At 59.9% G+C, this 26074-nt stretch carries 26 protein-coding genes and 2 pseudogenes; 16 read left to right on the top strand and 12 right to left on the bottom strand.

Annotated features, from left to right (window positions below):
* Positions 1–1873: 1873 nt before the first annotated feature.
* Entirely contained in the window at positions 1874–2833 is a 960-nt protein-coding gene (locus QA639_RS09275) for a sensor histidine kinase (RefSeq protein WP_283089610.1), read from the top strand.
* Positions 2834–4044: 1211 nt separating this feature from the next.
* On the top strand, positions 4045–4299 hold the full coding sequence (locus tag QA639_RS09265; RefSeq protein ID WP_283089609.1) for a hypothetical protein: 255 nt from the start codon (positions 4045–4047) through the stop codon (positions 4297–4299).
* Here QA639_RS09265 and QA639_RS09260 read toward each other — a convergent pair.
* Positions 4296–4502, bottom strand: coding sequence for a hypothetical protein (locus QA639_RS09260; RefSeq protein ID WP_283089608.1), 207 nt, complete (start codon positions 4500–4502; stop codon positions 4296–4298). The two genes, QA639_RS09265 and QA639_RS09260, sit on opposite strands and share 4 nt — an antisense overlap.
* Positions 4499–4714 (bottom strand): hypothetical protein, encoded by a 216-nt coding sequence (locus tag QA639_RS09255; protein WP_283089607.1) that lies wholly within the window; start codon positions 4712–4714, stop codon positions 4499–4501. Before QA639_RS09255 ends, QA639_RS09260 begins: the two co-directional genes overlap by 4 nt.
* Before the next feature lie 570 nt (positions 4715–5284).
* Between QA639_RS09255 and QA639_RS09250 the strand changes: the two genes are divergently transcribed.
* Positions 5285–6142 carry an SDR family oxidoreductase gene (locus QA639_RS09250; RefSeq protein WP_283089606.1) on the top strand — a complete coding sequence of 286 codons (858 nt, stop codon included), beginning with the start codon at positions 5285–5287 and terminating at the stop codon, positions 6140–6142.
* A gap of 19 nt (positions 6143–6161) precedes the next feature.
* On the opposite strand, the gene QA639_RS09245 is transcribed toward QA639_RS09250, so the two are convergent.
* The 3 genes from QA639_RS09245 to QA639_RS09235 all read right to left on the bottom strand — a co-directional run bounded on the left by QA639_RS09245 (position 6162) and on the right by QA639_RS09235 (position 8435).
* Positions 6162–6371 (bottom strand): formate dehydrogenase accessory sulfurtransferase FdhD, encoded by a 210-nt coding sequence (locus QA639_RS09245; protein WP_283089605.1) that lies wholly within the window; start codon positions 6369–6371, stop codon positions 6162–6164.
* Positions 6372–6429: 58 nt separating this feature from the next.
* On the bottom strand, positions 6430–6846 hold the full coding sequence (locus QA639_RS09240; protein ID WP_283089604.1) for a hypothetical protein: 417 nt from the start codon (positions 6844–6846) through the stop codon (positions 6430–6432).
* Between the two features lie 731 nt (positions 6847–7577).
* Complete coding sequence (locus QA639_RS09235; protein ID WP_283089603.1) at positions 7578–8435, bottom strand: hypothetical protein; 858 nt, start codon at positions 8433–8435, stop codon at positions 7578–7580.
* A gap of 176 nt (positions 8436–8611) precedes the next feature.
* Here QA639_RS09235 and QA639_RS09230 point away from each other — a divergent pair, with 176 nt between their 5' ends.
* From QA639_RS09230 to QA639_RS09215, 4 genes are all read left to right on the top strand, one after another.
* Positions 8612–8749 (top strand): hypothetical protein, encoded by a 138-nt coding sequence (locus tag QA639_RS09230; protein WP_160321702.1) that lies wholly within the window; start codon positions 8612–8614, stop codon positions 8747–8749.
* A 1160-nt stretch (positions 8750–9909) separates the two neighbouring features.
* Positions 9910–10230 carry a hypothetical protein gene (locus tag QA639_RS09225; RefSeq protein ID WP_283089602.1) on the top strand — a complete coding sequence of 107 codons (321 nt, stop codon included), beginning with the start codon at positions 9910–9912 and terminating at the stop codon, positions 10228–10230.
* Positions 10231–10244: 14 nt separating this feature from the next.
* Positions 10245–10874 (top strand): hypothetical protein, encoded by a 630-nt coding sequence (locus tag QA639_RS09220; RefSeq protein ID WP_283089601.1) that lies wholly within the window; start codon positions 10245–10247, stop codon positions 10872–10874.
* Between the two features lie 148 nt (positions 10875–11022).
* The gene (locus QA639_RS09215; RefSeq protein WP_283089600.1) at positions 11023–11280 is read left to right on the top strand and encodes a hypothetical protein; all 258 of its coding nucleotides are present in this window, start codon (positions 11023–11025) and stop codon (positions 11278–11280) included.
* Positions 11281–11439: 159 nt separating this feature from the next.
* Here the strand turns inward: QA639_RS09215 and QA639_RS09210 are convergent.
* Together QA639_RS09210 and QA639_RS09205 are read right to left on the bottom strand one after the other, a co-directional pair.
* A pseudogene (locus QA639_RS09210) lies at positions 11440–11583 on the bottom strand (MgtC/SapB family protein); the annotation flags it as partial.
* Positions 11584–11617: 34 nt separating this feature from the next.
* A complete protein-coding gene (locus tag QA639_RS09205) occupies positions 11618–11869 on the bottom strand; it encodes a hypothetical protein (protein ID WP_283089599.1) in 252 nt (83 codons plus the stop codon).
* A 418-nt stretch (positions 11870–12287) separates the two neighbouring features.
* Here QA639_RS09205 and QA639_RS09200 point away from each other — a divergent pair, with 418 nt between their 5' ends.
* Positions 12288–12725 (top strand): hypothetical protein, encoded by a 438-nt coding sequence (locus QA639_RS09200; RefSeq protein ID WP_283089598.1) that lies wholly within the window; start codon positions 12288–12290, stop codon positions 12723–12725.
* Between the two features lie 494 nt (positions 12726–13219).
* On the opposite strand, the gene QA639_RS09195 is transcribed toward QA639_RS09200, so the two are convergent.
* Both QA639_RS09195 and QA639_RS09190 read right to left on the bottom strand, forming a co-directional pair.
* Complete coding sequence (locus tag QA639_RS09195; protein ID WP_283089597.1) at positions 13220–13501, bottom strand: hypothetical protein; 282 nt, start codon at positions 13499–13501, stop codon at positions 13220–13222.
* Between the two features lie 384 nt (positions 13502–13885).
* Complete coding sequence (locus QA639_RS09190) at positions 13886–14329, bottom strand: hypothetical protein (RefSeq protein WP_283089596.1); 444 nt, start codon at positions 14327–14329, stop codon at positions 13886–13888.
* A 232-nt stretch (positions 14330–14561) separates the two neighbouring features.
* Here QA639_RS09190 and QA639_RS09185 point away from each other — a divergent pair, with 232 nt between their 5' ends.
* The gene (locus QA639_RS09185; RefSeq protein WP_410712149.1) at positions 14562–14822 is read left to right on the top strand and encodes an ATP dependent DNA ligase; all 261 of its coding nucleotides are present in this window, start codon (positions 14562–14564) and stop codon (positions 14820–14822) included.
* A 63-nt stretch (positions 14823–14885) separates the two neighbouring features.
* Positions 14886–15992, top strand: coding sequence for a DNA topoisomerase IB (locus QA639_RS09180; RefSeq protein ID WP_283089595.1), 1107 nt, complete (start codon positions 14886–14888; stop codon positions 15990–15992).
* 298 nt (positions 15993–16290) lie between these two features.
* Here QA639_RS09180 and QA639_RS09170 read toward each other — a convergent pair whose 3' ends face one another.
* Together QA639_RS09170 and QA639_RS09165 are read right to left on the bottom strand one after the other, a co-directional pair.
* Positions 16291–18810 carry an excinuclease ABC subunit UvrA gene (locus QA639_RS09170; RefSeq protein WP_283090564.1) on the bottom strand — a complete coding sequence of 840 codons (2520 nt, stop codon included), beginning with the start codon at positions 18808–18810 and terminating at the stop codon, positions 16291–16293.
* 322 nt (positions 18811–19132) lie between these two features.
* Positions 19133–19928, bottom strand: a pseudogene (locus QA639_RS09165) (SDR family NAD(P)-dependent oxidoreductase).
* Positions 19929–20048: 120 nt separating this feature from the next.
* Between QA639_RS09165 and QA639_RS09160 the strand changes: the two are divergent.
* The 5 genes from QA639_RS09160 (at position 20049) to QA639_RS09140 (ending at position 24835) form a co-directional block, all read left to right on the top strand.
* Positions 20049–21227 (top strand): zinc-dependent alcohol dehydrogenase, encoded by a 1179-nt coding sequence (locus QA639_RS09160; protein WP_283089594.1) that lies wholly within the window; start codon positions 20049–20051, stop codon positions 21225–21227.
* The gene (locus tag QA639_RS09155) at positions 21224–22327 is read left to right on the top strand and encodes a DUF305 domain-containing protein (protein WP_283089593.1); all 1104 of its coding nucleotides are present in this window, start codon (positions 21224–21226) and stop codon (positions 22325–22327) included. The genes QA639_RS09160 and QA639_RS09155 overlap by 4 nt, the downstream gene beginning before the upstream one ends.
* A gap of 43 nt (positions 22328–22370) precedes the next feature.
* A complete protein-coding gene (locus QA639_RS09150; protein WP_244481715.1) occupies positions 22371–22700 on the top strand; it encodes a hypothetical protein in 330 nt (109 codons plus the stop codon).
* An 80-nt stretch (positions 22701–22780) separates the two neighbouring features.
* Complete coding sequence (locus QA639_RS09145) at positions 22781–23542, top strand: DUF72 domain-containing protein (RefSeq protein ID WP_283089592.1); 762 nt, start codon at positions 22781–22783, stop codon at positions 23540–23542.
* A gap of 702 nt (positions 23543–24244) precedes the next feature.
* A complete protein-coding gene (locus QA639_RS09140) occupies positions 24245–24835 on the top strand; it encodes an ATP-dependent DNA ligase (RefSeq protein ID WP_283089591.1) in 591 nt (196 codons plus the stop codon).
* On the opposite strand, the gene QA639_RS09135 is transcribed toward QA639_RS09140, so the two are convergent.
* Entirely contained in the window at positions 24822–25211 is a 390-nt protein-coding gene (locus tag QA639_RS09135) for a hypothetical protein (RefSeq protein ID WP_283089590.1), read from the bottom strand. The genes QA639_RS09140 and QA639_RS09135 overlap by 14 nt on opposite strands.
* Positions 25212–25597: 386 nt before the next feature.
* On the opposite strand from QA639_RS09135, the gene QA639_RS09130 reads away from it, so the two are divergent.
* A complete protein-coding gene (locus QA639_RS09130; RefSeq protein ID WP_283089589.1) occupies positions 25598–26068 on the top strand; it encodes a hypothetical protein in 471 nt (156 codons plus the stop codon).
* Positions 26069–26074 lie beyond the last annotated feature (6 nt).

The raw sequence follows: 26074 nt of genomic DNA, 5'->3' as shown, positions 1-26074 counted from the left end.
CTGTCGCTCCGGCTGGCCAAAGGCGCCCCCGACTGCCGGAGGAAAATCCGTATTGCCGGGTTGGCGGCTCCCTGGTTGGGGCCGCTTTCGTTCGTTGGGGAAACGCAAGCACTGCGTGACCAAGCTGATCGCCGCGATTCACATAGTGAAATGACGGTCGCCTACGTCCTGGACGCAAACTACCTCTCGGGCGAGCTAAAATTCGATTTACGCATCGTTGCTGAGAACGGGCATTGGATTCTCTGTCGAATACGAATGATCGCACGGCTCAGCATCAATCCCGCCTCCGAACGCACTTAATTTCTTGAAGGGAGAGATGGACAATATCGCATGCGAGCACCGGTCATCCAGATCAGCGCGGAGGTCGCGCACGCCCACGCCAAGCATAATGGCTCGCTCAGGAAGCGGGCATCACAAGCGCAGGCCCCAACATGCGACTCTTGTTACTGCAAGACGTGGGCAAGGCCGAGCGAAGCGGGAGCTTTAAGACGCCGTCATGACTTAAAGTCCATAAAACTCGGCACAATGCTTGCCAGTGAGCCGCCGCTTCGCGCCACCGCGTGGTCTGCGAGTGCAGTACACCCAAATCAGCACCACGACGATCGGAGGCTATCTCCTTGGCTGCGTTAGACGCTTCCTTGAGCTTGTCGCGGGCAATACCATCGACGCTCGCTGTGCATCTCCGGCGCGTTGCATCATCTCGGTGCGGGCGTCGGCCACCTGCACTTTCAGGGTCTGTGAAGAACCTGTGTTCTGGTTCTAGGTGAAATTCGTCTTCTGGTAGGTCTAAATTGCTAATGATATTTTCTCTGGAGCGTCTCGACCTGTTTTGCGTCATGCGGCTGGCGTGATCGTCCAGATCGGCCTTTTGACGCTCTTCGCCTTTGCGTCGGCTGCGGACATCGTCGCTTCCTTGGCCGTTTCAAACCCGGATTGCGTCGCCTCCCCTGCCGCCTGCTTCGATCGCTCGCTTGGCCCGTCGCCTCGGCTCCGGTCTCGGGGAGAGAGCCGCGGCGATGGTCGCGCGATCGCGATCCCTAGTCACCCGCCGATCAGCGCGGCATCGTCGCCTACGATCTCACTGGCCTTTGCCGGCGCGATCGACGCCGTGTCCGTGTCGGCCGGCACGTCGCTCCTGAGCTTGTCGCTCACCGCGGTGGTGGCCTGCGCCGTTTGGTTCCTGAGATCGTTGGCTTTGCCAGCGGCCTTACCTTGCGCGTCGCGGGCGATGTCCCTGGCGCGGCTTTCAACCGAAGCGACTGGTCTTTGGCTTCGCTCCGCGGTGCCTGAGCGCGCTCGGCCGCCTTATCCAGCATTTCCTCTGTTGCCGGGGCGATGGCCTCCGCGGCTCCGTCGCGAGCTTTTGATTAAGGCAAGACCTGCGCCTATCGTCAGGAGTGGTAGCCGCTCGCCGAGCGCAGGAGCGGCACCATGACTGGGTATCCGCAGCGACTGCCTGCAGGGGATTATCCAAGGCCCGTTGCATCACCGCCTTAACCCCGCCCTTGGTCTTCCCTTTAACAAATCGAAGACTTTGGATTTGATGTGTTGCGGGGAAACCTTGTCTCGGATGCTTTATCCGATATCTGTTCCCTCAATCGATTCGACCGTCACGGCGAGTTCTGCGCGGCTGCGCTCGGACTCGCGCCTCAGCTTCTGCACTGATCGCATCATGGCGTTACCGTCTTGGAATTTGACGTTTTCTCGTCTGAATTTTCTTTCGAGACGAACTCACGCTTTACTGAATCGTTCCTAGGCGATTCGAACGCTGGCGCAGCGGCAAGACAACTCGTCGGCCTTTTAGTCCACGCTGCACGCTCACGCGCTGCGTCGTGCGACAGGAACACGTCGTCCAACCGCTTCGTTGCCTTTCATGGACCGGCTTCTGCTTCATTTCATTTCAGTTAAGCCCAGCTACCCGGTCTGGGTACGGTATCTTTTGAGCCTGGGGCTGGTCGGCTTGGCTTTCCTGACCAAGCTCCTGCTGGATGACCAGTTGAAGCCCTATCCGTTGGTGTTGTTCATTCCGGCCATCTTCCTAGCCTCAGTCATCTTCGATCGCGGATCCGGCTTCCTTGCCACTGGCGCGAGCGCCGCGCTTGCCCTGCGATACTTTATGCCGCCGCCTTTGAGCGCTGAGATCTTGCCGCTCTTGATTGTCCTGATAAGCGGGCTGTGCATCGCGGCAGTGACCGAAGCCTTGCGTACCACCTTGGAGAAGCACTCGGAAGCGAAGGCTTACGCGGACGTGCTGCTGATGGAGCTCGCGCATCGGACCAGGAACGACCTTGCGACAATCATGTCGATCCTGCGCCTGCAAGCGCGATCAGACTCCAACCCTGCCGTGCAAGCGGCGATCACCTCCGCCCTCGCACGCATCGAGGTGGTCGCTAAGGTCCATGACAGGCTGCGCGACACCTCCGTTAACAGCACGGTCGATCTCTCGGCCTATCTGGAGGCGTTGTGCGGAAGCCTCGCTGACTTCCACCGGGGCTTGCGCCCGATTGCGATACGGGTGACCAGCGAAGAAATCGCTGTGAAGAGCTCGCAAGCTGCATCGATCGGTTTGATCGTCAACGAGCTGGTGACTAACGCCTTCAAATACGCATTTCCGGACGGACGACCGGGCACCGTGGAAGTCGATGTCCGGAGCAGAAACGAGCAGGTCGCAATCACGGTACGGGATGATGGAATCGGATGCCCGTCAGAGGCCAAAAGTGGCCTGGGGACGCGCCTGATCAACCTGATGACCGCGCAGATGAAAGGCAGCATGATCAGGACGCCCACGGCGAAAGGTTGCGAGGTGGAAGTGGTGGTCATCCTTGAGGACTGATTACCGAGATCCGCGGATTGCCACGGGCCTTCAACTGACCGACCGCGGCCAGTGCTGTTTTGCCATTCACGTCGTTCAGAATACGACACGATCGAAGGGGAGGAAAGTGCCGGTCTGGTTCGCGTCGGATGCGAGCTCCTCGTCGCGTTCGCAAGCCTAGGGACCAACTGGACGAGTGTGAAAGCAAAGGAAAGCGAGGTTGCCATCGACGTCTATGGCTCTCTGACCTGCGATCCCAATGTCGAGATCGAACGTGTTCGTCCGAACGCGATGCCGGTGATCCAGACAACACCGAGGAACAATGTCTGGATTCGCGCGCCTTGGGACGTGCCGAGGCGCTGCAGCGTCCGCTCCCAGATGGTCCGCTCAAGGTCGTCGCAAGTGGCGAGAAGGGAGACTCCGCGGCGGCTGCCTAGGCTTATAGATAGGCCGGCAGAACAGTGGACAAACCGCAAGTATGGCATTTCGGAATCCCTGGTCTGAGTCAGCAGCTCGGGACGGGGAAGATGATGTTGAGTGAAAGGCGACCGGCGTTCCACGCTCTGCAGGGATGGACGATCTTCGTGTTGCAGGACGCCCGCACCATTCGCGAGTGCTCAGAGCAAAGCTGGATGTCTGACCGCGTCGATCCGCATGCCCGAGAGCGAGCGTTTGAGACAACCCGCCAGGATCCGCCGCGTGGCGTTTCTTCCGAAGACGCTGTGAACGAAAGATGCTCGACTCGATCGGCGACCCCCGTCCGGAGTGCTCGTCCGAGGACGGTTTATCCCGCGACTAGTCGAACACAAACTTCCATACTATTCGTATGCCGTCGGATCCGGAGGCAAGGCGTTTCAATCTCATCACATCCCATACGATTCGACAGTGGCCGGCAACCTCCACAGGCTCCGCTGGGTTAGATCCGGCGAGGCCGGTGCAGAAGCGAATGTCGACTCAGGGCCATGCTCAAATTCAAATTGAGCAAAATGCTTTCGCTTTCGCGGCAAATCGCGACCGCACCGTGGGCAAACACACGCGGACTCATTGAACCGACTGCCGCGTTATGTTTCCGATCTCAAACCGAACGGGTCGAATCATGCGCTACGAACTCTCCGACGCTGCCAAACCACGCCGCGCGGCGTACCACGGGCGACGTGACCTGCATCCTTTGTTTTGAGTGTCCTTAGGAACAAAGATCCCGATTCGAGCCTAACGATGCAGGAGGATCGCAAATGGCAGTCGCATCGTGGAAGCGCCCGGGATCGCCAATCGGCAAGAAGGGAGCGCGCAAGGTAAACCCGAAGTACAAGCGCCGTTCGCGCGAACCATGGACGGATAAGGAAGTGAAGCAGTTGCGGTCACTGGCGAAGGCGAACACGCCGACAGGCGTGATCAGCCTGAAGATGCACAGACCACGCGAGGGCATTTCGCTGCGGCCCGTCAACCGCTCACCCTACAATCGGCGCAAGAAGGCAGCGCGACGCTAGCTCTCGGCGGGCGGGATCTCATCGAGCACCCCGTTCACGTCGGGCTCTTCAACGCCCTTGTCGATGTCGTCGGACTTGTTGCACTCGCACGTCATCCCTGCCCCGCACTGACAGCCGTGCGGCTCCGCCGTCCACGCGAGGTGCGGATGATTTTCACACACCCAGCCCAGACCGCGGCAGATCGGACAATTGGGATTGATCATGCCGCAACCGCTCGCCTGTGCCTTCGATAGACCTCAATGACACGGTTTGCGAGCATGATCTTACGATGCTCGCCGTTGCCAGCCATCTCGTCGATGGTCTTCGTCAGGAAGCGGCCTGCCGTGTAGGGGTCGCCGATCTCTCCCGAACGTTCGAGAAAATCCCAGGCGATTTGGATAGCGTCTTCGGCGAGAATTGAAATGGGCTCGATCATCCTGTCGCAACGCCAGGAGCAGGCATTCGTTCCTAGTGCGGAATAGCCCCGGTCGGCGGAGGCTCTTCCTGACCTGGAGGGAGGAGAGCGCTCCAAGCCTGTGGCGTCGGCGATTGAGATGCCGTCGAGGAGACCCGTTCGTCGACGTCTGCTGCAATCTCCGCCGTGTCAGCCCTCTTCAAGAGATGGTCGCGGTCGACCCCGCAGGCATTTGAGACGCTTGTTGGAAAATATCCGCGAACGCGGCGATTCGCTCCTGCAGCGACGTCGTTTGTTTGACCCGGTTTCTCGTTTTCTTCATCACGCATTCCTCGGAAGCCGGAGCTTCAGCTCCATCTTTCGAGCAAAGTACAAAGTCACGAAGGGCGTAGCGCTAGACTAAGTTAGTTGCGCCTCAATCCTTTGAATGAGCTTGCACGCAGCAGTCCTTCGGATTGAGGGTGAACGCGCTCGCGTGGCGAGGAAGGGAAAGGCCCGCCTGCCAATTCGCCTTGCCATTCGGTGGGGCCAACCTCCAGGAACACTTGCTCGGCTGCGCAATTGAAATCCAACAGCTTTGCGGAGAGAGCCATGCCGGACTATCCAAAGCCGCCTTATCCCGACCAGAAGCAGCCGATGCCCGGCGTCACCGCCAGAATGAACCCGCGTCCGGACCATGGCGAATCCAGCTATCGGGGCTCCGGCAAGTTGGCGGGCAAGCGAGCGGTTATCACTGGCGGCGACAGCGGCATCGGGCGCGCCGTGGCCATCGCCTACGCCCGCGAAGGCGCCGACATTCTCATCTCTTATCTCAACGAGCACGACGACGCGCATGAGGTGAAGACGCTGGTCCAGGCGGAAGGGCGTAGGGCCGTCCTAGTCGCCGGAGACCTTCGCAGCCCCGAGCATTGCCGCGCCGTGATCGAACGCGCGGTCGAGGATTTCGGGGGACTAGACATCCTCGTCAACAACGCCGCTCATCAGGCCAGTTTCAAGGATATTGCTGCTATCTCCGACGAGGAGTGGCGGCTCACCTTCGACGTCAATATCCACGCGATGTTCTATCTAGTAAAGGCGGCAGTGCCGCATATGCGGTCTGGCAGCGCGATCATCAACACGGCATCGATCAATTCGGGCATGCCGAATCCAATACTGCTCGCGTATGCCACGACCAAGGGCGCGATCCAGAATTTTACCGGAGGACTTGCCCAGATGCTGGCCGACAAGGGCATTCGCGTGAATGCCGTCGCGCCGGGGCCGATCTGGACTCCGCTGATCCCATCGACGTTGCCGGACGAGTCGGTCAGGCATTTTGGAAAGCAGGTTCCACTGAAGCGAGCAGGCCAGCCCGCCGAGCTTGCGACGGTCTACGTCATGCTCGCCGACCCGCGTTCGAGTTATACGTCGGGAACGACGGTCGCAGTTACTGGTGGAAAGCCGTTCATCTAGGACATTGACAGAGCGGCATTCAATCGCAAATCCGCCGCCGCGCGCGACCGCAACGATTGCATTCCGCGAGATTGAGCCGCGCTGCGAGCGCCGTCGGCGCCGATATGGCGACCAGCATGGAGCATCCCGATTGCCGCCGCCATTTAACCAGCTCGATCGAGACGCGGCTGGTGATTGCGCCGGCATCGCCCGGGACGCTGACCCGGCGAGCGCACCCGCAAATCTCCACGCGGTCGCGACCAAAGTATTATCCGGGAGAAATAGGCTGGCCGCATGCGGAACACGAGCTACGCATTCGAGGGATTGTGCAAAGCGCGCTCGATCTGGCCGGATCGAGAAAAAACGCGGCCCAGCCTGCGCGGAAGCGAGCGTGATGCCTCGGTGAGGCTCTCGATGCCGCACAGGCCGCAACCAGTCGTGCCGACCAAGGCGGCGGTGGCGGTGCCTGAAGCGCTCCCCGAATCAAGCCAGATCAGTAGCTCAATGCCTGCATCTCGCGGCACACCTCGAGTGACGCGAACGACACTTGTATGAGGAATTTGCTCTGCGCTGCCCCTTTGCCGATCGTCGGCCGGGCCGCTTCCATGTTGCTCTTGCCATTCAAGTCCTCCTGTAAAACGTTCTTGAACGAAGGCCTCAGCAATTCGGTCCCGATGAGCAGGAACGGCAAGATCGGCGGGACGTTCTTCGTTGACCAGAGTCAACGGAGGCTTCAGTGCGCGTCCGACTTGCATCGATAATTCTTGTGCTGTCTTGTGGATTGGCAACCGCACAGCCTGCTAAGCCGGCGGACGATATTCAGGCGCCGACCGGGCGTTCGGCGCCTGAAGACAAAGGTCAATTGCAACCGCAAGGCTGGACCGGGCCCGTCAACACGGGGTCGGGTGGCGCTCCTCCGGAAAGTCCCCAAGGTCAAAGCCCGCCGAGGATGCAGCCCGCGCCGGACGGATCGACAAAGACCACGGTCATGCCTCCCAAATAGCTCCAAGCGCCAGCGCGGGTGCGCGAGCGGCACCAGGCCAGAAAAAAGGGCAAGGAACAAACAATTCGGGTTACGTTTGCAGACCCATGACGAACCTAATTAAGCTCCCCTGGCGGGCCCGCGTGACACCGCCCCAAGCGGCAACCACGCGAATGGACTGCCTTTGCGTCGTACCAGTCAAAGCCGATCGACAAGCGGAGTAGACGCATCGGCCTGTACTACTTTTTCCCGCGGCCGTAATCGCACGGACATGCTTCGAAAATTTGCATCGTGCTACGACCGAATCGGGGTCAGCTATTTCACTCAGCACGGGAAGCCCGGTCTAAAGCTTGCCACTCGCCACCGCTTGCGGTTGTTGCTGACTGTCTTGACTGCCTCCTTCACTGAGACGGCAGACGTGCCTGTCTTCTCCGTCTGGTGACCTCATATTTCTGCCCGCTCGCGAGGCGTGGCCTAAGGCGGGAAGTGGGCGGGTAGCGCTGCGCCGCCGAGCAGCCTGATTGCATTCCGCATCTCATCGGGCAGCTTTCGGAGAGGCGAGCGAACCCAGAGATCCGCCTCCGCGGAGCGGACGAAAGTCGTAGAGCCCAATCGTCCATACTCGACACCCAGGGAATCCAACTTCGTATGGCTTCGGATCATGGCCACGGGCACTCCGCAACTGCGGGCCTTCCGTAACGCCCGGGCGATCTTGCCGGAGCCACCGGCGAGGCAACTGTTATCGAAGATGCAGAGGTCGAATTGCGCCCAGGGTGACCGCAGACAGGCCTCGAAATCCTTTGCCGATGCGCAGGAATCTAAAAGAAGGATGCGGTGCGACGCGCCTGAAGCGGGCGCGCCCAGGACTTCCCCGGCTGTGATGCTCTTCAGGTGCCGAGCGTACGCTTCAATGAACTCCAGGGTCTCTCCGTACGTCCCTGGCAGCGACACGATATCCGCTCGATCGAACAAGTGCGACGACGCCAAAAGCAGGGCAGATATGGAGGCCATGCCAGAAGACGTGTAGACGGTCTCCCAATCGATGTCATCGCCGAGATCATAAAACGACGGGCCGGCCACGTCGAGATCGGCGCGCTGGTAGTCGTACCGGAAGTCGAACGGGCTATCGGACGATTGCCTGCGATGCGACCAGGCGGTTTCGGTCGTGGTCCAATCTTTCAGATCGTGCTGGGCTCTGATGGCCGCCGTGAGCTTGAACTTGAGTGCGATCGCTTCATTGATCGATTTCGGCGTTGGCGGCGCAAAGGACTTGTCAAGACAGGCGTCCAGCAACTGAACCTCTTCATGCTTCCGACGGAGGTAGGCTTCCATGGTCTCCATGAGCCTTCAACGTCCGGCATTCACCTTGGCTCCTATTGCGCGAGCTGCTGCAGAGGTGGTCAATTTCTGCAGCAAACGGATAGGTTACAGGCGGCGCTTTGTTTCACCTGCTCCATTGTGCATTGCGCACGCTTCTTGTCTGAACGCCATCTGGGGATGGACGACCCATGACCGAGTCGAGCGCGCTGGATCGCCAAGGCGTCGCCGATGCGCTTGTTAAGCTTAGGTTCGATGTGCTCGAGATAGCAAGGGTGGCCATTCGAGCTGACGGCGGCGTGGTGCCGCTTCGAAGGCTATGGACCTGAAAGACCTCCCCCCTGCCCGACTTTCATAGACAGGACAAGTTGGAGAACGAAGTGACGAACAGTCGACGGTGGTGTCGCTCGCTTTGCTTCTGCTGCATTGCATTCCGCCGGCCCCGCTGACGTTCAGCCAGATCACGCTCGGCCGTCCGTCGCGACGACGGCAGAGATTCGCTCTCCGCCGAACAAATAAGGTGACGCGGGTTGCGCAGCGTGGCGCGCGGCCGCCCTATCCAACGAGGCCACGACTTGCACCGATGTGGTGTAGCTCTTCGTTCGAACGATGAAGAAATTGGTTATCCAACTTAGCTCTAGTTCCACGAGCGGGTACCTCTCCCGCTTAAATTTAGGTTGTAGGCAACCGACCGGACGATCCGCAGACCGCATCCCCATTTTGGGCTTCTCCCGGGCTTTGAGATCAATCTTGCCGCCGCCGTACTGCTCGTCATCAGGATCACGATGTCAACAACGTCGGTCAACGACGCGATGGCGCTTTGGTTGCTTCGCGCCCACATCGTGCAATCGTTAATTCACCTATCTCGACGCGCCCTATGGCAGTCAGCTCGCGCATTACTGCTTTCGCCGTTCGGACAGTGATGGCCGTGTACTGGTGCTGGCAATTGCTTAGCATGTAGCCAGCAGGGGCGAGAGTCGGGGGCTTGCTCGACGCAGAATGGATTTGGCCTGGTCAGGCCGCCAGATCGCAGTTCCGCTCATCCTCCGCGATCGGCCGCAACGCGCCGAAATCGATTAGCATCGCCCACTTTCATTGTCACGCAACACAAGACGGTCAAAGCGACGGTGGCCGGTGCCTAAGTGACCAAAAGCCAACTCACACAGATGGGTTGATTTTGACGAGCAACTATACCACGGCCAATTCGAAGAGCTGGTCCCCGACAGGATTCCAGTGACACGAGAGCAGCACCTTCGCGAGAATGTCGCAAACCGGCAAGGGTCTGTTCGCCTTCGCTTCCCAAGGAACGGACCAGCGTAACTTGCGGCACCGCCCAACTGCTGCGAGAAACAAATCAGAGCTGATCTATTAACCTGCGATAATTCAAAAGCAACGAAGTCAGTCTGCCTGCGGTTGAGTAACGCACTTAGCAACCAACCCAATTGATGTTCATTTGTCCTCGGCAATTACCCAACCAGAGGACAAACAGATGTTGCGAGTCTTTGCTATCATATCCACGGCAGCTCTGCTGAGCTCAGCGCCTGTCTCGGCGCAAACGCCACCAGCGCAGAGCGGCCCAAGCAATAGCGCCGTCAATCGTTCGGGTGAAAACAACTCGAACGTACCCGTGGCGGGCCGAAACAGCTTTACCGAGGGGCAAGCGAAGTCACGGATCGAAGCTGCCGGTTATTCCGGCGTTTCCGACCTCAAGAAGGACGATAATGGCGTCTGGAGAGGAAAGGCCACCAAGGGAGGCAACCAGACCGAAGTCAGCCTGGACTTCCAGGGCAACGTGAACCCGGCGAACTAGAAAGGAAGACCAGCATGACCACTACAATTTCTCGCCTCTATGACAACTATGCCGACGCTGAGCGTGTCGTCCAGCGACTCGAGCAGAGCGGCGTGCCCTCCTCCGATATCAGCGTCATCGCAAACAATGGGGAAGGCTGGCACGGCCGGGATGGAAAAGTTGATCGAGACCGCGACGGCGTTGACGACCGAGCAGAAGGAGCAGGCGCAGGTGCGGGCATCGGCGCAGGTCTGGGCGGAGCTGCAGGATTGCTTGCGGGTCTCGGCTTGCTCGCAATTCCTGGCCTCGGCCCGGTCGTCGCCGCTGGATGGCTCGTCTCCACCGCGGCCGGTGCTGTCGCAGGCGCCGCAACGGGCGGCGTCATCGGCGCGTTGACTCAAGCGGGCGTTCCGGAAGAAGAAGCCCAGCGATATGCCGAGGGCGTGCGTCGCGGCGGAACACTCGTCTGTGCACGTGTCAACGAACAGGATCGCGGTCGAGCAGAGGCTGTGCTCGATCGGTCGTCAGTCGACATCAGCAAGCGCACAGCGGCATGGCAACAGTCTGGATGGAAGGGCTTTGATCCTGCGGCAGAGCCACTCAGCAGCGATCAGATCCAGCGCGAGCGCGAACTCTATGGCGAAGGAACCGGAATAGGTCGCTGACGCACAAATTCCGTTTCCCAATTCGCCTACTGAAGGCCCCGACGCATGTCTCCTCAGCGTCGGGGCCTTTTCGCTGCAGTAGGAGGAACGATCTCAAACGCGTTCTGTTTCCCTGTCTGTTCACTAAAAACAGGAAGGAAGCGATCAAATGAAAATCGCAAAAATCGCCTTGACCACCGTGTTCGTGGTCGCCTCAATTGCTGCAGCCAGCGCACAGGGTGGCGGCGGTGGTGGCGGCAGTGGCGGCGGCAGCGGCGGCGGAAACTCACCGGCGGCGACCACCGGTCAGGGCTCGTCCAGCAGTCCCAGCGCCGCGAATCCCGGCGCAACCCAGAATGACCCAAAACTGAAGGAAGGCACGACGGACAAGAGTGGCGCGACGTCGAAAGATCACATGAAGAAGTAAACTGTGGCTCGGAAGTAAAGCAGCGGTCCCAGCATGCCTTACTGGGGTCGCTTCTTTGCTTCCGACGACCGAGTCCGGCGTGGCCGGTGGCGCCGATCCATCCCAGACTCTTCGCGAGAGCCGGCCTTAAATACTTAATGAGGATCGTCCTCGTCCTTGACCAGGGTTGGCCAGCGCGACCGGCGGAAAAGTGCGCAGCCCCGCACTGCGCGCCCGGTTCTCGCGATCCCATCCAATCGGCACAGCGAGCGCAAAAGCCGCCGCCAGCGTGACGAAATGAATGCCTATCTCAAATCTGTTCAAGGCAATCCCTGAATGAAAGCCAAGCGTCATTAGATCAAGCAGCCGGCACCTCGGCAATGCGGCGTAAGGTTTCATCGCAAGCCGCCGGATCATCGAGCACGCAGGGACGTTTGAGTCGACTCAAGCTGGCCGGATCTACATCGAGAAGATCCACTTTCTGCGGGGACAAGGCGACGCCGGCTGCGTATTGGCTTTGCACGACTGCGATAAATGCACTGCTGGGAAATTCCGGACAGACAAGGCTTGCGAACGCCGCCTGGGTCGTGATCGAATACAGGTTGCACATCAGGCGAACGGGTCCTTACCGGCTTGCATCATCCTTACAAAGGGTCCCGCTCTCGCGGAACTCGAGCCACTCGCCGACGCCGGGGATCCTCCGTGAGCCGGTCCTCGGAGACGAGCACTCGAGAGGCACCGCGATGGCCGCCAGGCTATCGGCGGCCCGAGAATAGGCTTTTGCCCGGTAGGGGTTTCAGCGCTCGGCTGCTCTGAAAACTTGTTCGGCGTGCCCTTCTTGCAGCCGCCGGTTTTGATGCGTGCGCCATCTATTTCTCTCTACTTTGGAACGTCTTCTGCCGTGCTCGTTTGAAAACACGCTCGGCGGTGTCGGGCGGGCGCATCTATCCACGCAAGCTGATTTGGGAGCAACGATCGGCTGCGTCTAAAGTCAATTCGACCTATGGAGACGGATAAGGGTGTAACAAATGAGCGTCATCGGTCTAGCCATTGCGCTCGTTATCGGCCTAGCCACTGTGATGGTCGTTTACCTGCTGGCGCGGAAAACCCGGCGTGATCGCGATAGCCAAAGTCGACATATCGCCGATGAACGTGACGAGCACGCTAGCCCGCCAAGCAATCTCTCCACAATCGGCGACCGCGAACGCGATAAGGAGGCTCGATCTCGTACAGCGGTCGGGAGCCGATACAGCCACCTTGAAGATGATCCGACCTATGCGACGAGCGTAGAATTGGGCAACGTTTTGATGGACCTGAGCGAGTTAGAGACGGACCTCGCCCTGGCTAAGCAAAGAAAGGACACGGATTTAGCTCTCAAAATCCGACTCGAGATGGATGACTTGGAAAATCGCGCTTCCGAACTAGAGAGCCAACTCGTGAATGGTTCCAATAGTCGCCCGGGCTAGCCGTAGACCTGCCGCTACCGGAAGTACGTCATGCCGCCGGCAACGATCGACACGACAAAAGCCACCCGGCGTTCATTGGGCGTCATACAGCTTTGTCTCAAAATCGCATCGCTTCGCGCAAAGGAAGGGCCTCAGCACGAGACGGTCAGGTGCCCAGACCGAGTTTTCTACGTCATCCCTTGTTCAACGCCGATGACGGTCGGCACTGAACAGACCATCAACCGACCGGGATCGTTCCCTATTCCCGGCGTTGCCGTATTAGCTGGTCGTGCCATGCCATGGCTGCCAACGAGCGAATGCGCACCGAGGCCAGTTCGACCGCTGCTGTGGCCGTTTCAGGCTCAACCACGAACCATCCCCCGCCCTTGCATGGAGGGCCAGGTCGCATTGAACCGGCTTGGCGGTCGTCGCTATGCCTCGATCAGGCATCCAGAGAGCGCTCTCGACCGTTACCGCAGCGGGCGCCGAGCGCCGCAGCCTAGCAACGGTCGGCCTCAGATTTCAGCTGATCCCGGATCGGCTTCGTGTAATCGGCAAGGTCGACCATCGGCGCTCCTCAAATTGGCCCGCTTTGTCGCGCCGCCGTGCCACGGCTTGCCATCCTTCATCCAACCGACGCCGCAAAATTCAGACCTTGCCGTGCGGATTAACGACCGAGTTAATCCCGTCCAAACCGCGCTCCTCCACAACGTTTGGCAGATGTGCAGGCAGAGCCCCTCGTCGATCACCGGCAGATCGAGCCCGGTGTCGCCGAAATGGCCGAGGATCAGAGCCACAGACCGGTCGAGGGCCGGCCGCAAATGCCCAAAGCCCGAGGGTGCAGGCCGATATGACCCGGACGAGATTGCGCAAATCCTGCCAGCTGCTATGGGACCGATACGTGGATCGTGCGCTCACTGCAGCGCTTGCCGCTCAGCCATCCGCCAGATCGGCTCATCGCGCGCCAATACCACCAGACCGCGGAACGCCACCGTGGTGATGCCGAGCAATGCCAGCCAATCCGCAACGGTCTCGGCCTGAGGATCTCCCGAGCCGTCGGCACGATCCGGACTAGCGGTTCATTGTAGCCGGACGCCAGCGCCGCATCCTGGTCGCCCGGCTCCAGACCTGCGACACGTTGAGGAATCGGATTCCGCTAACGAGTTGGCGTCATTCGTCACTCATCCTTCACAAGCGGTCATAGGAACAACGTCCTTGCGATCCGAGTTATTCCCCGCCTCGTATGGAGTACTGCGGTGGTCACCACGATGATCTCTGCAAGGGATCTGGAGCTGGTAGCCCTTCGAGAACTTCGAAGCGTTCCCAGTGGCGAATACGTTATCGATGTCGAAGTCTATCCGAGAGACCGGACTTGGCGGCTCAACGTCACCGTCCGGGACGGCGCCGACGTCGATCGCATCCAAGATGCCGTAAAGACCACGACGAGCAGGCTTAAGGAGCGATATTTCCTTCGGGCTGATTGGTGAAGTGCCGTGCGCTGTTCCGATCTCGGCAATGGCGAGCTCGCCGGCTGGCGTTAAGAAGCAGCCGCCCTCACCAAGCGTCGGCGATCTGCAGATCAAGGCACGCCGCTTCAGATCGGCATAGACGACAGTGGCAGCCAATTGCTCATCTGTCTCGATGAAACAACCTCCTCGCCTGGATTGCGCTTCAGGAGAGCGGGCGCCGCCAGTTCAGGTCACGAAGCTCCGTCATTGTAGCCGGCGCACTGGAGTCAAACGTCACAACGATCGAGAATAGCTACGCATCCCGGTTCCTCACAACTCGATGCATGGCGTAGCGCCACGGCTTCAAGCGCTCCAAGTGTAGACTTCCCGCGCTGCGCGATGCAGCCGGATGGCGATGGCCTACTTCGGCACCCTGGTCCTGGCGGTGCGTGAAGAAGCTGCGTGGCGGTACATCGGGCATGTCGGCACTGGCTTCAGCCATCAAACCTTGGAAGAGTTCCATGGAAAGCTCGCGGAGTTGAAGGCGGCGAAGCAGCCGTACTGCACCAACCGGTGCCCAAGCCTTCGCTCTGATAAGAAGACAACGGACATGACGCGCGAAGGCCCGCGGGCCCGGTTAAACGTACTTCTTTACGCGGCTGGGAACTAAAAGACCGATCGAACTTTTCTTGTCCGAGGCCTCGGATTCCGCGCTTACGGCAAGGACGTACAAATGCTGCGAGTAAGTAAGGACGAAGGGCTAGACCGCACGGCCGATGTCGCCGCCGCTATCGCGGAGGAAGGCTTGCGATATGTGAGCAATGCGGCTCCGGGCTACCGGCGCAAGCGGACCGGGACTTCGTTCACTTACTACGATAAAGACGGCAAGCCGATTATCGATCAAGCGGTCATCCGCCGCATCAAATCGATCGGCATCCCTCCGGCGTACGAGTTCGTCTGGATATGCCCGTCTCCCTACGGCCACATCCAGGCAACCGGATTGGACGCACGCGGGCGTAAGCAGTACCTGTATCACCCGAAATGGCGGGAGCTTCGGGAGCAGAACAAGTACGAGCAAATCATGCAGTTCGCGGCCGCGTTGCCACCCCTGCGTGCGCGTGTCGTATCGGACATGAAGCTGAACGGTCTCCCCCGCGATAAAGTGCTGGCAACCATCGTTAGTTTACTTGAAAAGACGCTCATCCGTGTAGGCAACGCCGAGTACGCCGAGAAGAACAAGTCGTATGGGCTCACCACAATGCGGCGCAAGCACGTGGCAATCGGCCGCGGCGTGCTGCGCTTCGACTTCACCGGCAAGTCGGGCAAACAATGGAAGCTTCAGGTCGAGGACAGACGGATCGCTGCGATCGTGAAGCGGTGCGCAGAGATACCAGGGCACGAACTCTTCAAGTATCTCGATGACGACGGGACGTCCCGAACGGTGGACTCCGGCGACGTCAATGGCTACATCAAGGAGATTACGGGACAGGATTTCAGCGCCAAGGACTTTCGGACCTGGGCCGGCACGGTACTTGCGGCCCTCGCGCTGTCTGAGTTCAAGAAATACGATAGCCAGGCAGAGGCCAAGCGGAACGTCGTCGCGGCCATTGAGAAGGTGGCAAAGCAACTCGGCAACACGGCGGCCATCTGCCGAAAGAGCTATGTCCATCCTGAGATCCTGAACGCCTACATGTCCGGCGATCTCGTCAAGATGGTCGACGCCAAGATCGCGCAGAAGTTCAAGCGTCAATACAGCAAGCTCACCTCGGACGAGATCATGGTCCTTGCCTTCCTCCACAAGCGGCTTCGAGCCTCACTCGATGCCCGATGCCAGCTATAATCAGATGGACGTCTTACCTCCGGCGACGGCAACCTTCGTGCAGGAGGTGTGGCTCGACAGAGGATCTGCGAGTAGGTGTGGCAAGCTCCGCCGGTTGACCGACGCGCTTCACCGGCACTTGCTCGCCTAAGTTCTTCATCGCGTCATCCGGCATCGTCGATGGGATGGTTGGCGTTCCAGATCGGTCCGGACACCACGGCATTCACGCGTATTTCTTTCGGCCAGCATCCGCTGCTAGGCCGCTGGTAAACTCGAATGAAGCCGGTCGACTTCCTCTGCATCTCTATCTCCGTTGAGGTTAGAGGGCCTTTACCAGATAGGTAGCTGTCAGGCTTCCGGACTCGGCCACCTGCTTCGGCGGCCCTGACGCCACGGTCCGGCCACCGTCGTCGCCTGCTCCGGGTCCCACGTCGAGAATCCAGTCGCTTTTCGCCGCGACCGACATGTCGTGTTCGACCAGGACCACGGTGTTGCCAGCGTCGACGAGGCCTTGAAGCTGCCTGCTCAACTTCCGAACGTCTGATGGGTGCAGGCCGGTCGTCGGTTCGTCGAGAACATAGAGTGTCCCGCCGCGCTGCGGCCGCTGCAACTCGGTGGCGAGCTTAACGCGCTGCGCCTCACCTCCAGAAAGCTCGGTCGCCGACTGACCGAGCCTAATGTAGCCCAGTCCCACCTCTCGCAGCACGCCCAGCGACCGGGAAAGCGTCTCGTCTTCTGCGAAGAATGCGAATGCCGCGTCGACCGTCATCACCAGCACATCTGCGATCGACTTGTCGCGAATTTTTATCTCGAGCGTCTTCGCGTTGTACCGAGCGCCCTTGCAGGCCGGGCACGGCGTGTAGACGCTAGGAAGGAAAAGAAGCTCGACGCACACATATCCTTCGCCCTCGCAGGTCTCGCAGCGGCCCTTGGGGACATTGAACGAAAACCGGCCGGCGTCGTATCGCCGGGCGCGTGCCTGCTTCGTCGCGGCGAAGAGCTTGCGCACGTGATCGAGCAACCCGGTGTAGGTCGCCAAGTTGGACCGCGGCGTTCGTCCGATCGGTTTCTGGTCGACGACGACGAGCCGCTTGACCCGATCGAGACCCTCGGCAATCTCGCCGCCCAGCGTACGCACCGTCGCGTCGAGTACGCCTTCATCCGTATCCGCCTCCCGGCGTTGGCCAAGCCGCTCGGCAACGGCCTCGACGAGAAACTGGCTGACCAGAGTGGACTTACCCGAGCCCGAGACGCCGGTGACGCAGGTGAGGACGCCGAGAGGGAGATCGGCATCCAGGCCGTCGAGGTTGTTGCGCGTGACTCCCCGCAGCTTCAGCCAGCCGCTCGGCTCGCGAACCTTTCGTGTTGGCTCGGCGGTTGCGCCAAAAAGGAAGCGCCTGGTCTGCGACGATTCTACTTCCGCCAGTCCCGCAAGTCGTCCGCTGTAGAGTATCTCGCCGCCCTGCTCACCCGCGGCCGGCCCGACATCAACAATCCAGTCGGCCTTGCGCACCAGGTCGAGCTCGTGTTCGACAACGAAAAGCGAGTTGCCCGAGGCTTTCAGACCCTGCAACGCCCGCAGCAACGCTTCGGTGTCCGCCGGGTGCAGGCCGGCCGACGGCTCGTCGAGCACATAGACGACGCCGAAAAGGTTCGATCTGACCTGCGTCGCGAGCCGAAGCCGCTGCAATTCACCGGGAGACAACGTCAGCGTACTCCGCTCGAGCGTCAGATATCCAAGGCCGAGATCCAGCAAGACTTCGAGACGTCCCGCGAGGTTTTCGACGATCCTTTGCACGACAAGCGCCTTCTCGGGATGGGCCTCGTCTGGCTCGACGCGAGCGATATACGGCTTTACCAGCGCGTTTAGCTTATTCAACGGCAGACGCGACATCTCAGCGATGTCCAGGCGGGCGAACTTGACGGAGAGGGCGTCCGGCTTGAGCCTCTTGCCCTTGCAGACCGGGCAGTCGTCGCTTGACAGGAACTGGGCCACGCGCCGCTTCATCATCGCGCTTTGCGTGGTGGCATAGGTTTGAAGAACATACTTGCGAGCTCCGGTGAAGGTGCCCATGTAGCTCGGTTCTTCCCTTTTCTTCAGAGCCCTACGTGTTTCCGCAGGCGTGTATCCGGCGTAAACTGGAACGGACGGTTGCTCCTCGGTGAAGAGAATCCAGTCGCGATCCTTCTTTGAGAGTTCGCGCCACGGCCTGTCGACGTCGTAACCCAGCGTTACCAAGATATCTCTGAGATTCTGGCCCTGCCAAGCCGACGGCCAGGCCGCGACCGCCCGATTCCGGATTGTCAACGTGTCGTTTGGCACCAGCATTTGTTCGTCGACCTGATGGACGCGTCCGATACCGTGACAATTGGGACAGGCGCCTTCCGGCGTGTTGGGGGAGAAGGATTCCGCGTAAAGCAACTCTTGGCCGCGCGGATAGTCGCCAGCGCGTGAGTAGAGCATCCTTAGCAAGTTGGATAATGTGGTGACGCTACCCACCGAGGATCTGGTCGTCGGCGATCCACGTTGCTGCTGCAGCGCGATGGCTGGCGGCAGTCCTTCAACGCCGTCGACGTCGGGAACCCGCATTTGGTGGAAGAGCCTACGCGCATATGGCGACACGGATTCGAGATACCGACGCTGCGCCTCCGCGTATATGGTTCCGAACGCCAGCGAGGACTTGCCGGATCCGGAGATGCCGGTAAAGACCACGAGTTCGTTGCGAGGAATGTCGAGGCAGACATCCTTGAGATTGTGCTCGCGCGCCCCTCTGACGCGAACAAAGCCGTCACGCGCTTCGGGCGGCGGTTCTTCCGGTCTTTTTGCTTTGGCATCCATCCAGGAAAGAAGCTCTGCCGGGGCGCAGAGTTCCGTGCACCGCCACATGCAATTACCGGCCGTGGGTTGCCCTTGCATCTGCCGTTGAGCATCCTGCGATGAAGTCGCCGTATTCTCGCTCGCCTTGTTCATCACTGACTAGGTGGATGCCCCTTGGCGTTGGTTGACGCGGCATCCGTCGCTTCATTGGCCTTTCCGGTCGTCACAGGGCCGGATCCCGCATCGCGGCCGGCCGTGTTGCGGGACCTGCAAGAGCGACTGCTGGACTGACGGCGAGAAGCGCGGCCAGCAATATCGATTTCGAAATCATAAGGTTCTTCTCCTACTTTGCCGGCTCGTGCTTGGCCGTGCCGGGTTCGGCCACCTTGCGATGCTGCTTTGCAAGCAATTCAGACGGAGTCACGTTGGCGATGGCCGACTGCATCTTGTTCTTGAAACCCGTAACGACGTCGCCCTTAGCATTCATCATCGCGTCAAATCCTGCACGGGCGACCAATGCGGGATCGTCCTTCGGCTCGGAACCAACCTTGGTGTCGAGCATATCGGCCCGCTCGAAGAATGCGGTCTCCGTGGCACCAGGCATCAGGCAGGTCACGGACCTCGGTATCCCGAAGCTCTTCGCGGAGCGCGAACGAGAGTGAGTTCAGGTAAGACTTGCTGGCATTGTTGACGGCCTGGAAGCTTCCGGGCGTGAAACCGGCGATAGACCCTGTGATGAGAATGCGCCCCTTGTTGCGCCGACGCATCTCATTGCCGACCTTATGAAGTAAACTTGTCGTTCCCGTCACGTTGGTATCGATTACTTCGCGGATTCGGTCCAGGTTCTGGTCAAGAAAGGCATGCCCAAGCCCACGTCCAGCGTTGGCCATGAGGACGTCGACCGCCCGTCCCTTCGCGGCCGCATAAAGCTGAGCAACGCCCCCTTCAGTCGCGAGATCGACATGGAGAGCATCAACCGCGGCCGCCCCGGGCTCGCTTCTCAATTTGGCGGCGGCCTTTTCGATTTCGGGTTCGTCTGCGGCTATCAACAGGTCGAAGCCCTGCTGTGCGCAGATGCGAGCGAGCTCGTAGCCGATACCGGTCGATGCGCCGGTGACAATCACAAATTGTCTTTCCATTACCGTTCTCCGCTCATTCGATCTCGCCTGTCAATCGCGGAGCGCTGGGGCCGTTCCTAAGGCAATAGGAACATCGAGCGAAGCCTGCGCTTAGCCAGCATCTTTGGCTAGGAGTTCCCCATGAAGGCTCTCACGTGGCACGGCAAGGGCGACATTCGATGTGAAACGGTCGCCGATCCCAGGATCGAACATGGTCGCGACGCAATCATCAAAGTTTCGGCTTGTGCGATTTGCGGCTCGGATCTTCATCTGTTCGACGGCATCATGCCCAGCATGGAAAAGGGTGACGTGCTTGGCCACGAGACGATGGGCGAGGTCGTGGACGTCGGCAAGGAGAACACCAAGCTGAAGGTGGGCGATCGTGTCGTCGTGCCGTTCACGATCTCCTGCGGGGAATGCTTCTTCTGCAAGAACGGCTTCTACTCCGGATGCGAGCGATCCAATCCGAACGCCAGGCAGGCGGAGAAGATGTGGGGACATTCGCCTGCCGGACTGTTCGGGTATTCGCACATGCTCGGTGGCTTCGCTGGCGGGCAGGCGGAATACATGCGCGTCCCCTACGCCGATGTCGGGCCGTACAAGGTCGCTCCAGGCCTGTCGGATGAACAGGTGCTGTTCTTGTCCGACATCTTTCCAACCGGTTACATGGCGGCTGATTTCTGCAACCTGAAAGGCGGAGAGACGGTCGCCGTTTGGGGTTGTGGCCCGGTTGGACAATTTGCCATCAAAAGTGCCTTCCTGTTGGGCGCAGAACGGGTGCTGGCAATCGACGGGGTTCCCGAGCGGTTGGCACTGGCCGAACAATCCGGGGCGACTACACTGAATTTCCAGAAGGAAGACATTTACGACCGAATTCAGGAACTGACCAAAGGACGCGGAGCCGACGCTTGCATCGACGCCGTGGGCACCGAGCCCGAGACCACAGCCAGCATGGATTCCGTAATGGATCGCATCAAGGTTGCGACATTCATGGGAACGGACCGTCCGCACGTGCTTCGTCAGGCCATCGAGTGCTGCCGCAACTTCGGAACCGTTTCGATCGTTGGCGTCTACGGAGGCTATCTAGACAAGATCCCGATGGGCAGCGCGATCAATCGCGGCCTCACCCTCCGGATGGCCCAGACGCCGGTCCAGCACTATATGCCCAAGCTGATGGAGCGCATCGAAAAGGGCGAGATCGATCCCTCCTTCGTCATCACCCATCGCGCCACGCTCGCGGAGGGACCGGAGCTTTATAAAACCTTCCGAGCCAAGCGAGATGGCTGCATCAAGGTGGTGATGAAGCCGTTCGCCGCATGACGCCTGCGAAACCACGCTGGCTCGCGGCAGCCCAGCTCGGTATCTTCAGCAGCAGCTTCTCGACGCTGCTCAGCCAGGTGACGGCCGGTCAGCTTGGTCGCGACCCGCTGGTCGATTGGATGACGGTCGCGGCCATTCCGGCGCGCGACGGCGTGCTCTCGTCCGATCCCAGCACCGCCGCAATCGCGATTGGCATCGCCTTTCACCAATGGGCGGATTTCTCCTGGACGCTCTTGTTCTTCGGTCTGCTCGGCGGCTGCACCGAGCGCCTGCATCCGGTCGCACTTGCAGCTCTGGCAGCCCCCTGGGGTCTGCTGACCTCGGCTACCGAGTGGTTCGTGCTGGTCCCGCTGTTCCCCTTCTGGCAACCCATCTTCACATTGCAGCAGCCCTACTGGATCGGCTTTTTAGTTCATCTGTCATCGGCTGCGATGTACCCGCTGTTCGCTTGGTTTCGATGGCCGATCGGTCACGCTCCGGCAACGACAGCCGTGCGGTTCGCACAACGGTGGGCACTTGGGGCCGGCTGCGTTCTGACCCTCTCGGCCGGACTCGGATTGGCCGACGCGCTCTCCGCGCCGCTCCCGCTATTCAGCAGGGAGCGGGATGCGGATCAGCGCTATATGCGCCACATGACCACACATCATCAGCAAGGAATTATCCTTGCGCGCCTTGCAGTCACACGCGCACGGGATTCCCATCTGCGCAACTTGGCAGCCCTCATGGTGGCATCCCAGTCGGGCGAGAACATGATCTTCGCGCGTTGGTGGGATGGGTGGTTTGGCGAGCCGATGCCGATGTGCTCAGACAACGAACGGTCATCGATGCCCGGCTATCTGAATTTGGCGCAGATGGCAGAAGCGCGCGTTGCCGCGGATGGCGGCTTCGATTCGACGTTTATCCGGCTCATGAGCCTGCATCATGCCGGCGCAGTGCAGATGGCAGACCAGGAATGGCATTCAGGTGGCGATCCCCGGCTTCGTCTCATGGCCCATGCGATCCGCCATGAGCAACAGGGACAGATCGCCCTGATGCATGGTGTCGATGGAATAGAAGCGGTGCGTCAGGCGACACGCAACATGTTTGCGAACAATCTTTGATCAATTTGGTTCGGCCTAACGCAGCAATCGAAAAGGAACCAAGGTGCTCATTCGTGCCTTGAGATTAAGGAGGATCAACATGGCGCGTACAACATGGAAGCGGCCCGGCTCACCGATCGGCAAGAAGGGACCGCGCAAGACGAACCCTTCGTATAAGCGTCGCTCGCGTGAGCCGTGGACGACGGCAGACGTCGGGCTGCTGCGACAGCTCGCCAACGGCAATACGCCCACCGGCGTGATGAGCATCAAGCTTCAGCGCCCGATCGCAGCTATCCGCAGCAAGGCGCAACGCGAAGGCATCTCGTTGAGGCCGATCAATCGCTCGCCGTATAACCGGCGAGTGACCAAGACGCGCGCAGCGAAACGGCGTTGACGAAGTCGGCCCAGCCCTCCACGGGAGGCGGGGTCTCACCTGTGTTCGGCGCTACAACGCCTCAACTGAACATTTGTAACATGGCGCGTATCCTGATCGGCACCTCCGGCTGGCATTACGACTCCTGGCACGGTCTCTTCTTCCCGGGAGGTCTGCCGTTGAAGGATCAGCTCCGTTACTACGCTGAAAACTTCGAGACCACGGAGCTAAACAGCGTTTTTTATCGCACTCCGACACCGAGCGCCGTGAAGGCATGGCGAGATCAGACCGGCGTCGATTTCGTCTTTGCATGGAAGGCATCCAAATTCATTACGCACTGGAAGCGCCTCTCCAACCGCTCCCGGAACAGTCTCGATCTGCTTGAGGACCGCGCTTCATTCTTGCGAGGCAAGGTAGGGCCGATCCTGTTCCAGTTGCCCCCGCAGTTCGAGGCAAACGCGGACAGGCTTGCGTCTTTCTTCAAGCTGTTGTCGAAGAAACGCCGCTACACTTTCGAGTTTCGTCATCCGAGCTGGTATCAGCCCCGTATCCTGCGGATGTTGGCGGACGAGAATATCTCGCTCTGCCTGTCGGATCACCACGATGCGCCCGCACCCTGGAAGCGCACCGCGGACTTCGTCTATGTGCGCGGCCATGGTCCGAGCGGACGCTACCGCGGTCACTACAGCCGACCGACGTTGAGACAATGGGCGCGGCGCATCAAGTCCTGGAAGCGACAAGGCTGTGACGTGTACGTCTATTTCGACAACGACCAAAAGAGCGCCGCGCCGGCTGATGCGCTGAAGCTAAAGGCGCTCCTGACCGGCGGTACTGAGGGCAAGCGGCAACGGAGCCGGCGATAGCCATAACGAGCTCGACTTCCAAAGGTCCGTCAACGACTGCCTCCGGTTAGCCGCCTGACGTTTGAGTTCGCTGATGATGGAGAAACTCGAGCAAGCTCAATGGAATTTATTGGACGCCCGATGCGAGGCCGCTTCCTCGTTCGGAAAGGAAGCACTGGTTGGATGGTCTACGACAGCGAACTCAAAGGGCCAGCGCAGATAAGAAAAGATGGCCCCTTTGCCGAGAGGCTGACCAAAGAACAAGCTGAGATTTTAGCGGAAGGACTGGCGACTAAGCTAGCGATGGATGCTGTCGCAGTAGGACACCCGCAGCGGAGATTTAGGACATCGTGAAAATCTAGCAATTCCTGACACCGGTGTTAACTTCGGACTTCTCGGGTCACGTCCCGATTCATCTTAGGATGACTGGCCCCAGCACCGGCCTCCAGGCCCCCAGAGGTGCTGGGGCCTTTTCTTTCAGCCTTCGGTCTGGCCCCGGGATTCTACGGAATCCACATCGGGGATGTTTGATTCTAGTTTTTGGATGCCGGGGCTAGATTTCATTCCGAACAAATTTTCATTTATCCGGTAAGGGGCCGAGCGTTACGGCCCCTTTTGATTCAGCATGTACGCCCTCGCTGGGCCTTTTTCTTCGGATTCGCCAAACCGGCCCAGATACCTATCTTCCGGGTATGCTTAAATTCGATTTCCGCCTGCCAACGGTTGGGAAAGTGGTTCCGGCCGGACGAGAGTGGTTCCACGAGCGGCTACCGGCTGCGCCTCGAGCGCCACGGAGATCGCGTCCGGCTGATCCCCAAGGGCGGCCATATCAGGACCAAGCGGTTCCCCTGGATCGTCGAGGCCGCGCTGAAGAACCGCCAGAAGCTGTTCGTGATCGACGGCGAGGCCGTCATCCGCGGCATCGACAGCTATTCCGACTTCAACGCCCTGCACTCGGGCAAGCACAATGCCGAGGTCGAGATGTTGGCGTTCGATATCCTTGCCATGGACGGTGAGGACCTTCGTCCCCTGCCGTTGTCGATGGGCAAGACCAATTTGCAGCGGCTGCTGGCGCGCCGGCCGGAGGGCATCTTTATATCGGATTACGAGCACGGCGAGATCGGCCCTGACCTCTTCCGGAAGGCCTGCGAGTTCGGGCTCGAGGGCCTGGTGTCAAGCGCGCCGATCGGCCATACCGCGCCGGGAAGGTGCCCGCACTGGATCAAGGTCCAGAACAGGACGCATCCGGCGATGTCGCGAGAGTTCCAAGTGAACCGCTTTGTCTCGGACGGGAACCCTCTCAAGACAGTTTAAGGAATTCCACTATTTCGCGCGCTTCATCCATTTGTCGCGCCTTTCGCAAGAGGACCTGGCGCTCATCGGATAAGGTAGCTTGACGGGCCTGGTCTCTGAGGCGCTTGCCTTCCAAAGCCAAGCGATCTTCCAAGATTAGGATTTGCTTTGCGCGGTTGCGACGCTTTTTCTCCATGAGAGCCCTCGCAAGGTTATTGTACAGATCGTCCAATAATCCCCATGCAAATTGAGCTACCTCATTGATCGCCGGTCCCGGTGTGAATGTCTCTAAAACCTCGCCTCTAAGCGCCTTCCAGTCGATCGTGCGTATGGGATGTCCTCCTTGGCGCACCGCCTTGCCTATGTTCCCCTTTTGGCCCATCCATAGGCCGTGCACCTCTCCCTCCGCCCCGCCACCAAAAGCCGACGCTGATACAAATGACCGAAGCTGAGACCACCCGACTCATGAAGGTGACCGAGGCAATCGTCCGGGAGCTTGATCGCCAGGGCGTCGCTGATGAGCTGGTTAACTGGCCCGGGTGGCGATCGGGGCCGCGGACGGCGAAGTGATCCCGTTTCGAAAGCCGCGGACCTGATGCACCTGACAGACACCCCAGCTGAGACCGCGCGACTGATGAAGGTCGCAGAGGCGATCGTCCACGAAATGAACCGTCAGGGCGTGGCGGACACGCTCGAAGACCAAGATTTTGACGTGATGGCGCTGGCCCGGGTGGCCATTCGAGCCGCTGACGGCGACGTGGTGCCTTTTCGGAGGCCCTACACATGGTCGAGCCCAAGATCACCCCGGGCGAGATGCGCCAGTCCGGCGCCCGCGGCCTCCTCGTCTTCTGCTCGGACCACCGCTGCAGCCATTCCGTCGAGCTGCCGCCGGGCAAGGTCGATCAGTGGCCGGACCGCGTGCGCCTCTCCGACCTCGAGCCCCACTTCACCTGCATCGCCTGCGGCAGGCGCGACGGCCGCACTTCTTGCGGCGAGGATGGGGACGCGCTGAGGCATGCCAAGAAAGATGCAGTTGAAGGGCGGTTTGGGCAACCGAGGAACACTAAGCGGGCTTTATTGTTGTGCTGCCATTATGGCGCCAACCGTCACTGTTCATTTCACCTGTCCCGGCTGCCGCATCGTCTATTCGGCGAGCCAGGAACGCAGCGCAATCCATACGAATACTTCTGGGAGCTTCGATTGCCGGCAATGTGGAATGCTTGTTCACCACTGGGCCGGGCTCTACGACTATAACGAATG

Source organism: Bradyrhizobium pachyrhizi (assembly GCF_029714545.1).
Classification (GTDB): domain Bacteria; phylum Pseudomonadota; class Alphaproteobacteria; order Rhizobiales; family Xanthobacteraceae; genus Bradyrhizobium; species Bradyrhizobium pachyrhizi.
The sequence above is the reverse complement of the archived record's forward strand: the minus strand, read 5'-3'. Positions and strand labels throughout refer to the sequence as shown.

Coding starts and splice junctions, on each gene's coding strand:
- QA639_RS09275 (WP_283089610.1), top strand. CDS start 1,874: ATGGACCGGCTTCTGCTTCATTTCATTTCAGTTAAGCCCAGCTACCCG.
- QA639_RS09265 (WP_283089609.1), top strand. CDS start 4,045: ATGGCAGTCGCATCGTGGAAGCGCCCGGGATCGCCAATCGGCAAGAAG.
- QA639_RS09260 (WP_283089608.1), bottom strand. CDS start 4,502: ATGATCAATCCCAATTGTCCGATCTGCCGCGGTCTGGGCTGGGTGTGT.
- QA639_RS09255 (WP_283089607.1), bottom strand. CDS start 4,714: ATGATCGAGCCCATTTCAATTCTCGCCGAAGACGCTATCCAAATCGCC.
- QA639_RS09250 (WP_283089606.1), top strand. CDS start 5,285: ATGCCGGACTATCCAAAGCCGCCTTATCCCGACCAGAAGCAGCCGATG.
- QA639_RS09235 (WP_283089603.1), bottom strand. CDS start 8,435: ATGGAAGCCTACCTCCGTCGGAAGCATGAAGAGGTTCAGTTGCTGGAC.
- QA639_RS09230 (WP_160321702.1), top strand. CDS start 8,612: ATGACCGAGTCGAGCGCGCTGGATCGCCAAGGCGTCGCCGATGCGCTT.
- QA639_RS09225 (WP_283089602.1), top strand. CDS start 9,910: ATGTTGCGAGTCTTTGCTATCATATCCACGGCAGCTCTGCTGAGCTCA.
- QA639_RS09220 (WP_283089601.1), top strand. CDS start 10,245: ATGACCACTACAATTTCTCGCCTCTATGACAACTATGCCGACGCTGAG.
- QA639_RS09215 (WP_283089600.1), top strand. CDS start 11,023: ATGAAAATCGCAAAAATCGCCTTGACCACCGTGTTCGTGGTCGCCTCA.
- QA639_RS09205 (WP_283089599.1), bottom strand. CDS start 11,869: ATGTGCAACCTGTATTCGATCACGACCCAGGCGGCGTTCGCAAGCCTT.
- QA639_RS09200 (WP_283089598.1), top strand. CDS start 12,288: ATGAGCGTCATCGGTCTAGCCATTGCGCTCGTTATCGGCCTAGCCACT.
- QA639_RS09185 (WP_410712149.1), top strand. CDS start 14,562: ATGGCGATGGCCTACTTCGGCACCCTGGTCCTGGCGGTGCGTGAAGAA.
- QA639_RS09180 (WP_283089595.1), top strand. CDS start 14,886: ATGCTGCGAGTAAGTAAGGACGAAGGGCTAGACCGCACGGCCGATGTC.
- QA639_RS09170 (WP_283090564.1), bottom strand. CDS start 18,810: ATGGATGCCAAAGCAAAAAGACCGGAAGAACCGCCGCCCGAAGCGCGT.
- QA639_RS09160 (WP_283089594.1), top strand. CDS start 20,049: ATGAAGGCTCTCACGTGGCACGGCAAGGGCGACATTCGATGTGAAACG.
- QA639_RS09155 (WP_283089593.1), top strand. CDS start 21,224: ATGACGCCTGCGAAACCACGCTGGCTCGCGGCAGCCCAGCTCGGTATC.
- QA639_RS09145 (WP_283089592.1), top strand. CDS start 22,781: ATGGCGCGTATCCTGATCGGCACCTCCGGCTGGCATTACGACTCCTGG.
- QA639_RS09130 (WP_283089589.1), top strand. CDS start 25,598: ATGGTCGAGCCCAAGATCACCCCGGGCGAGATGCGCCAGTCCGGCGCC.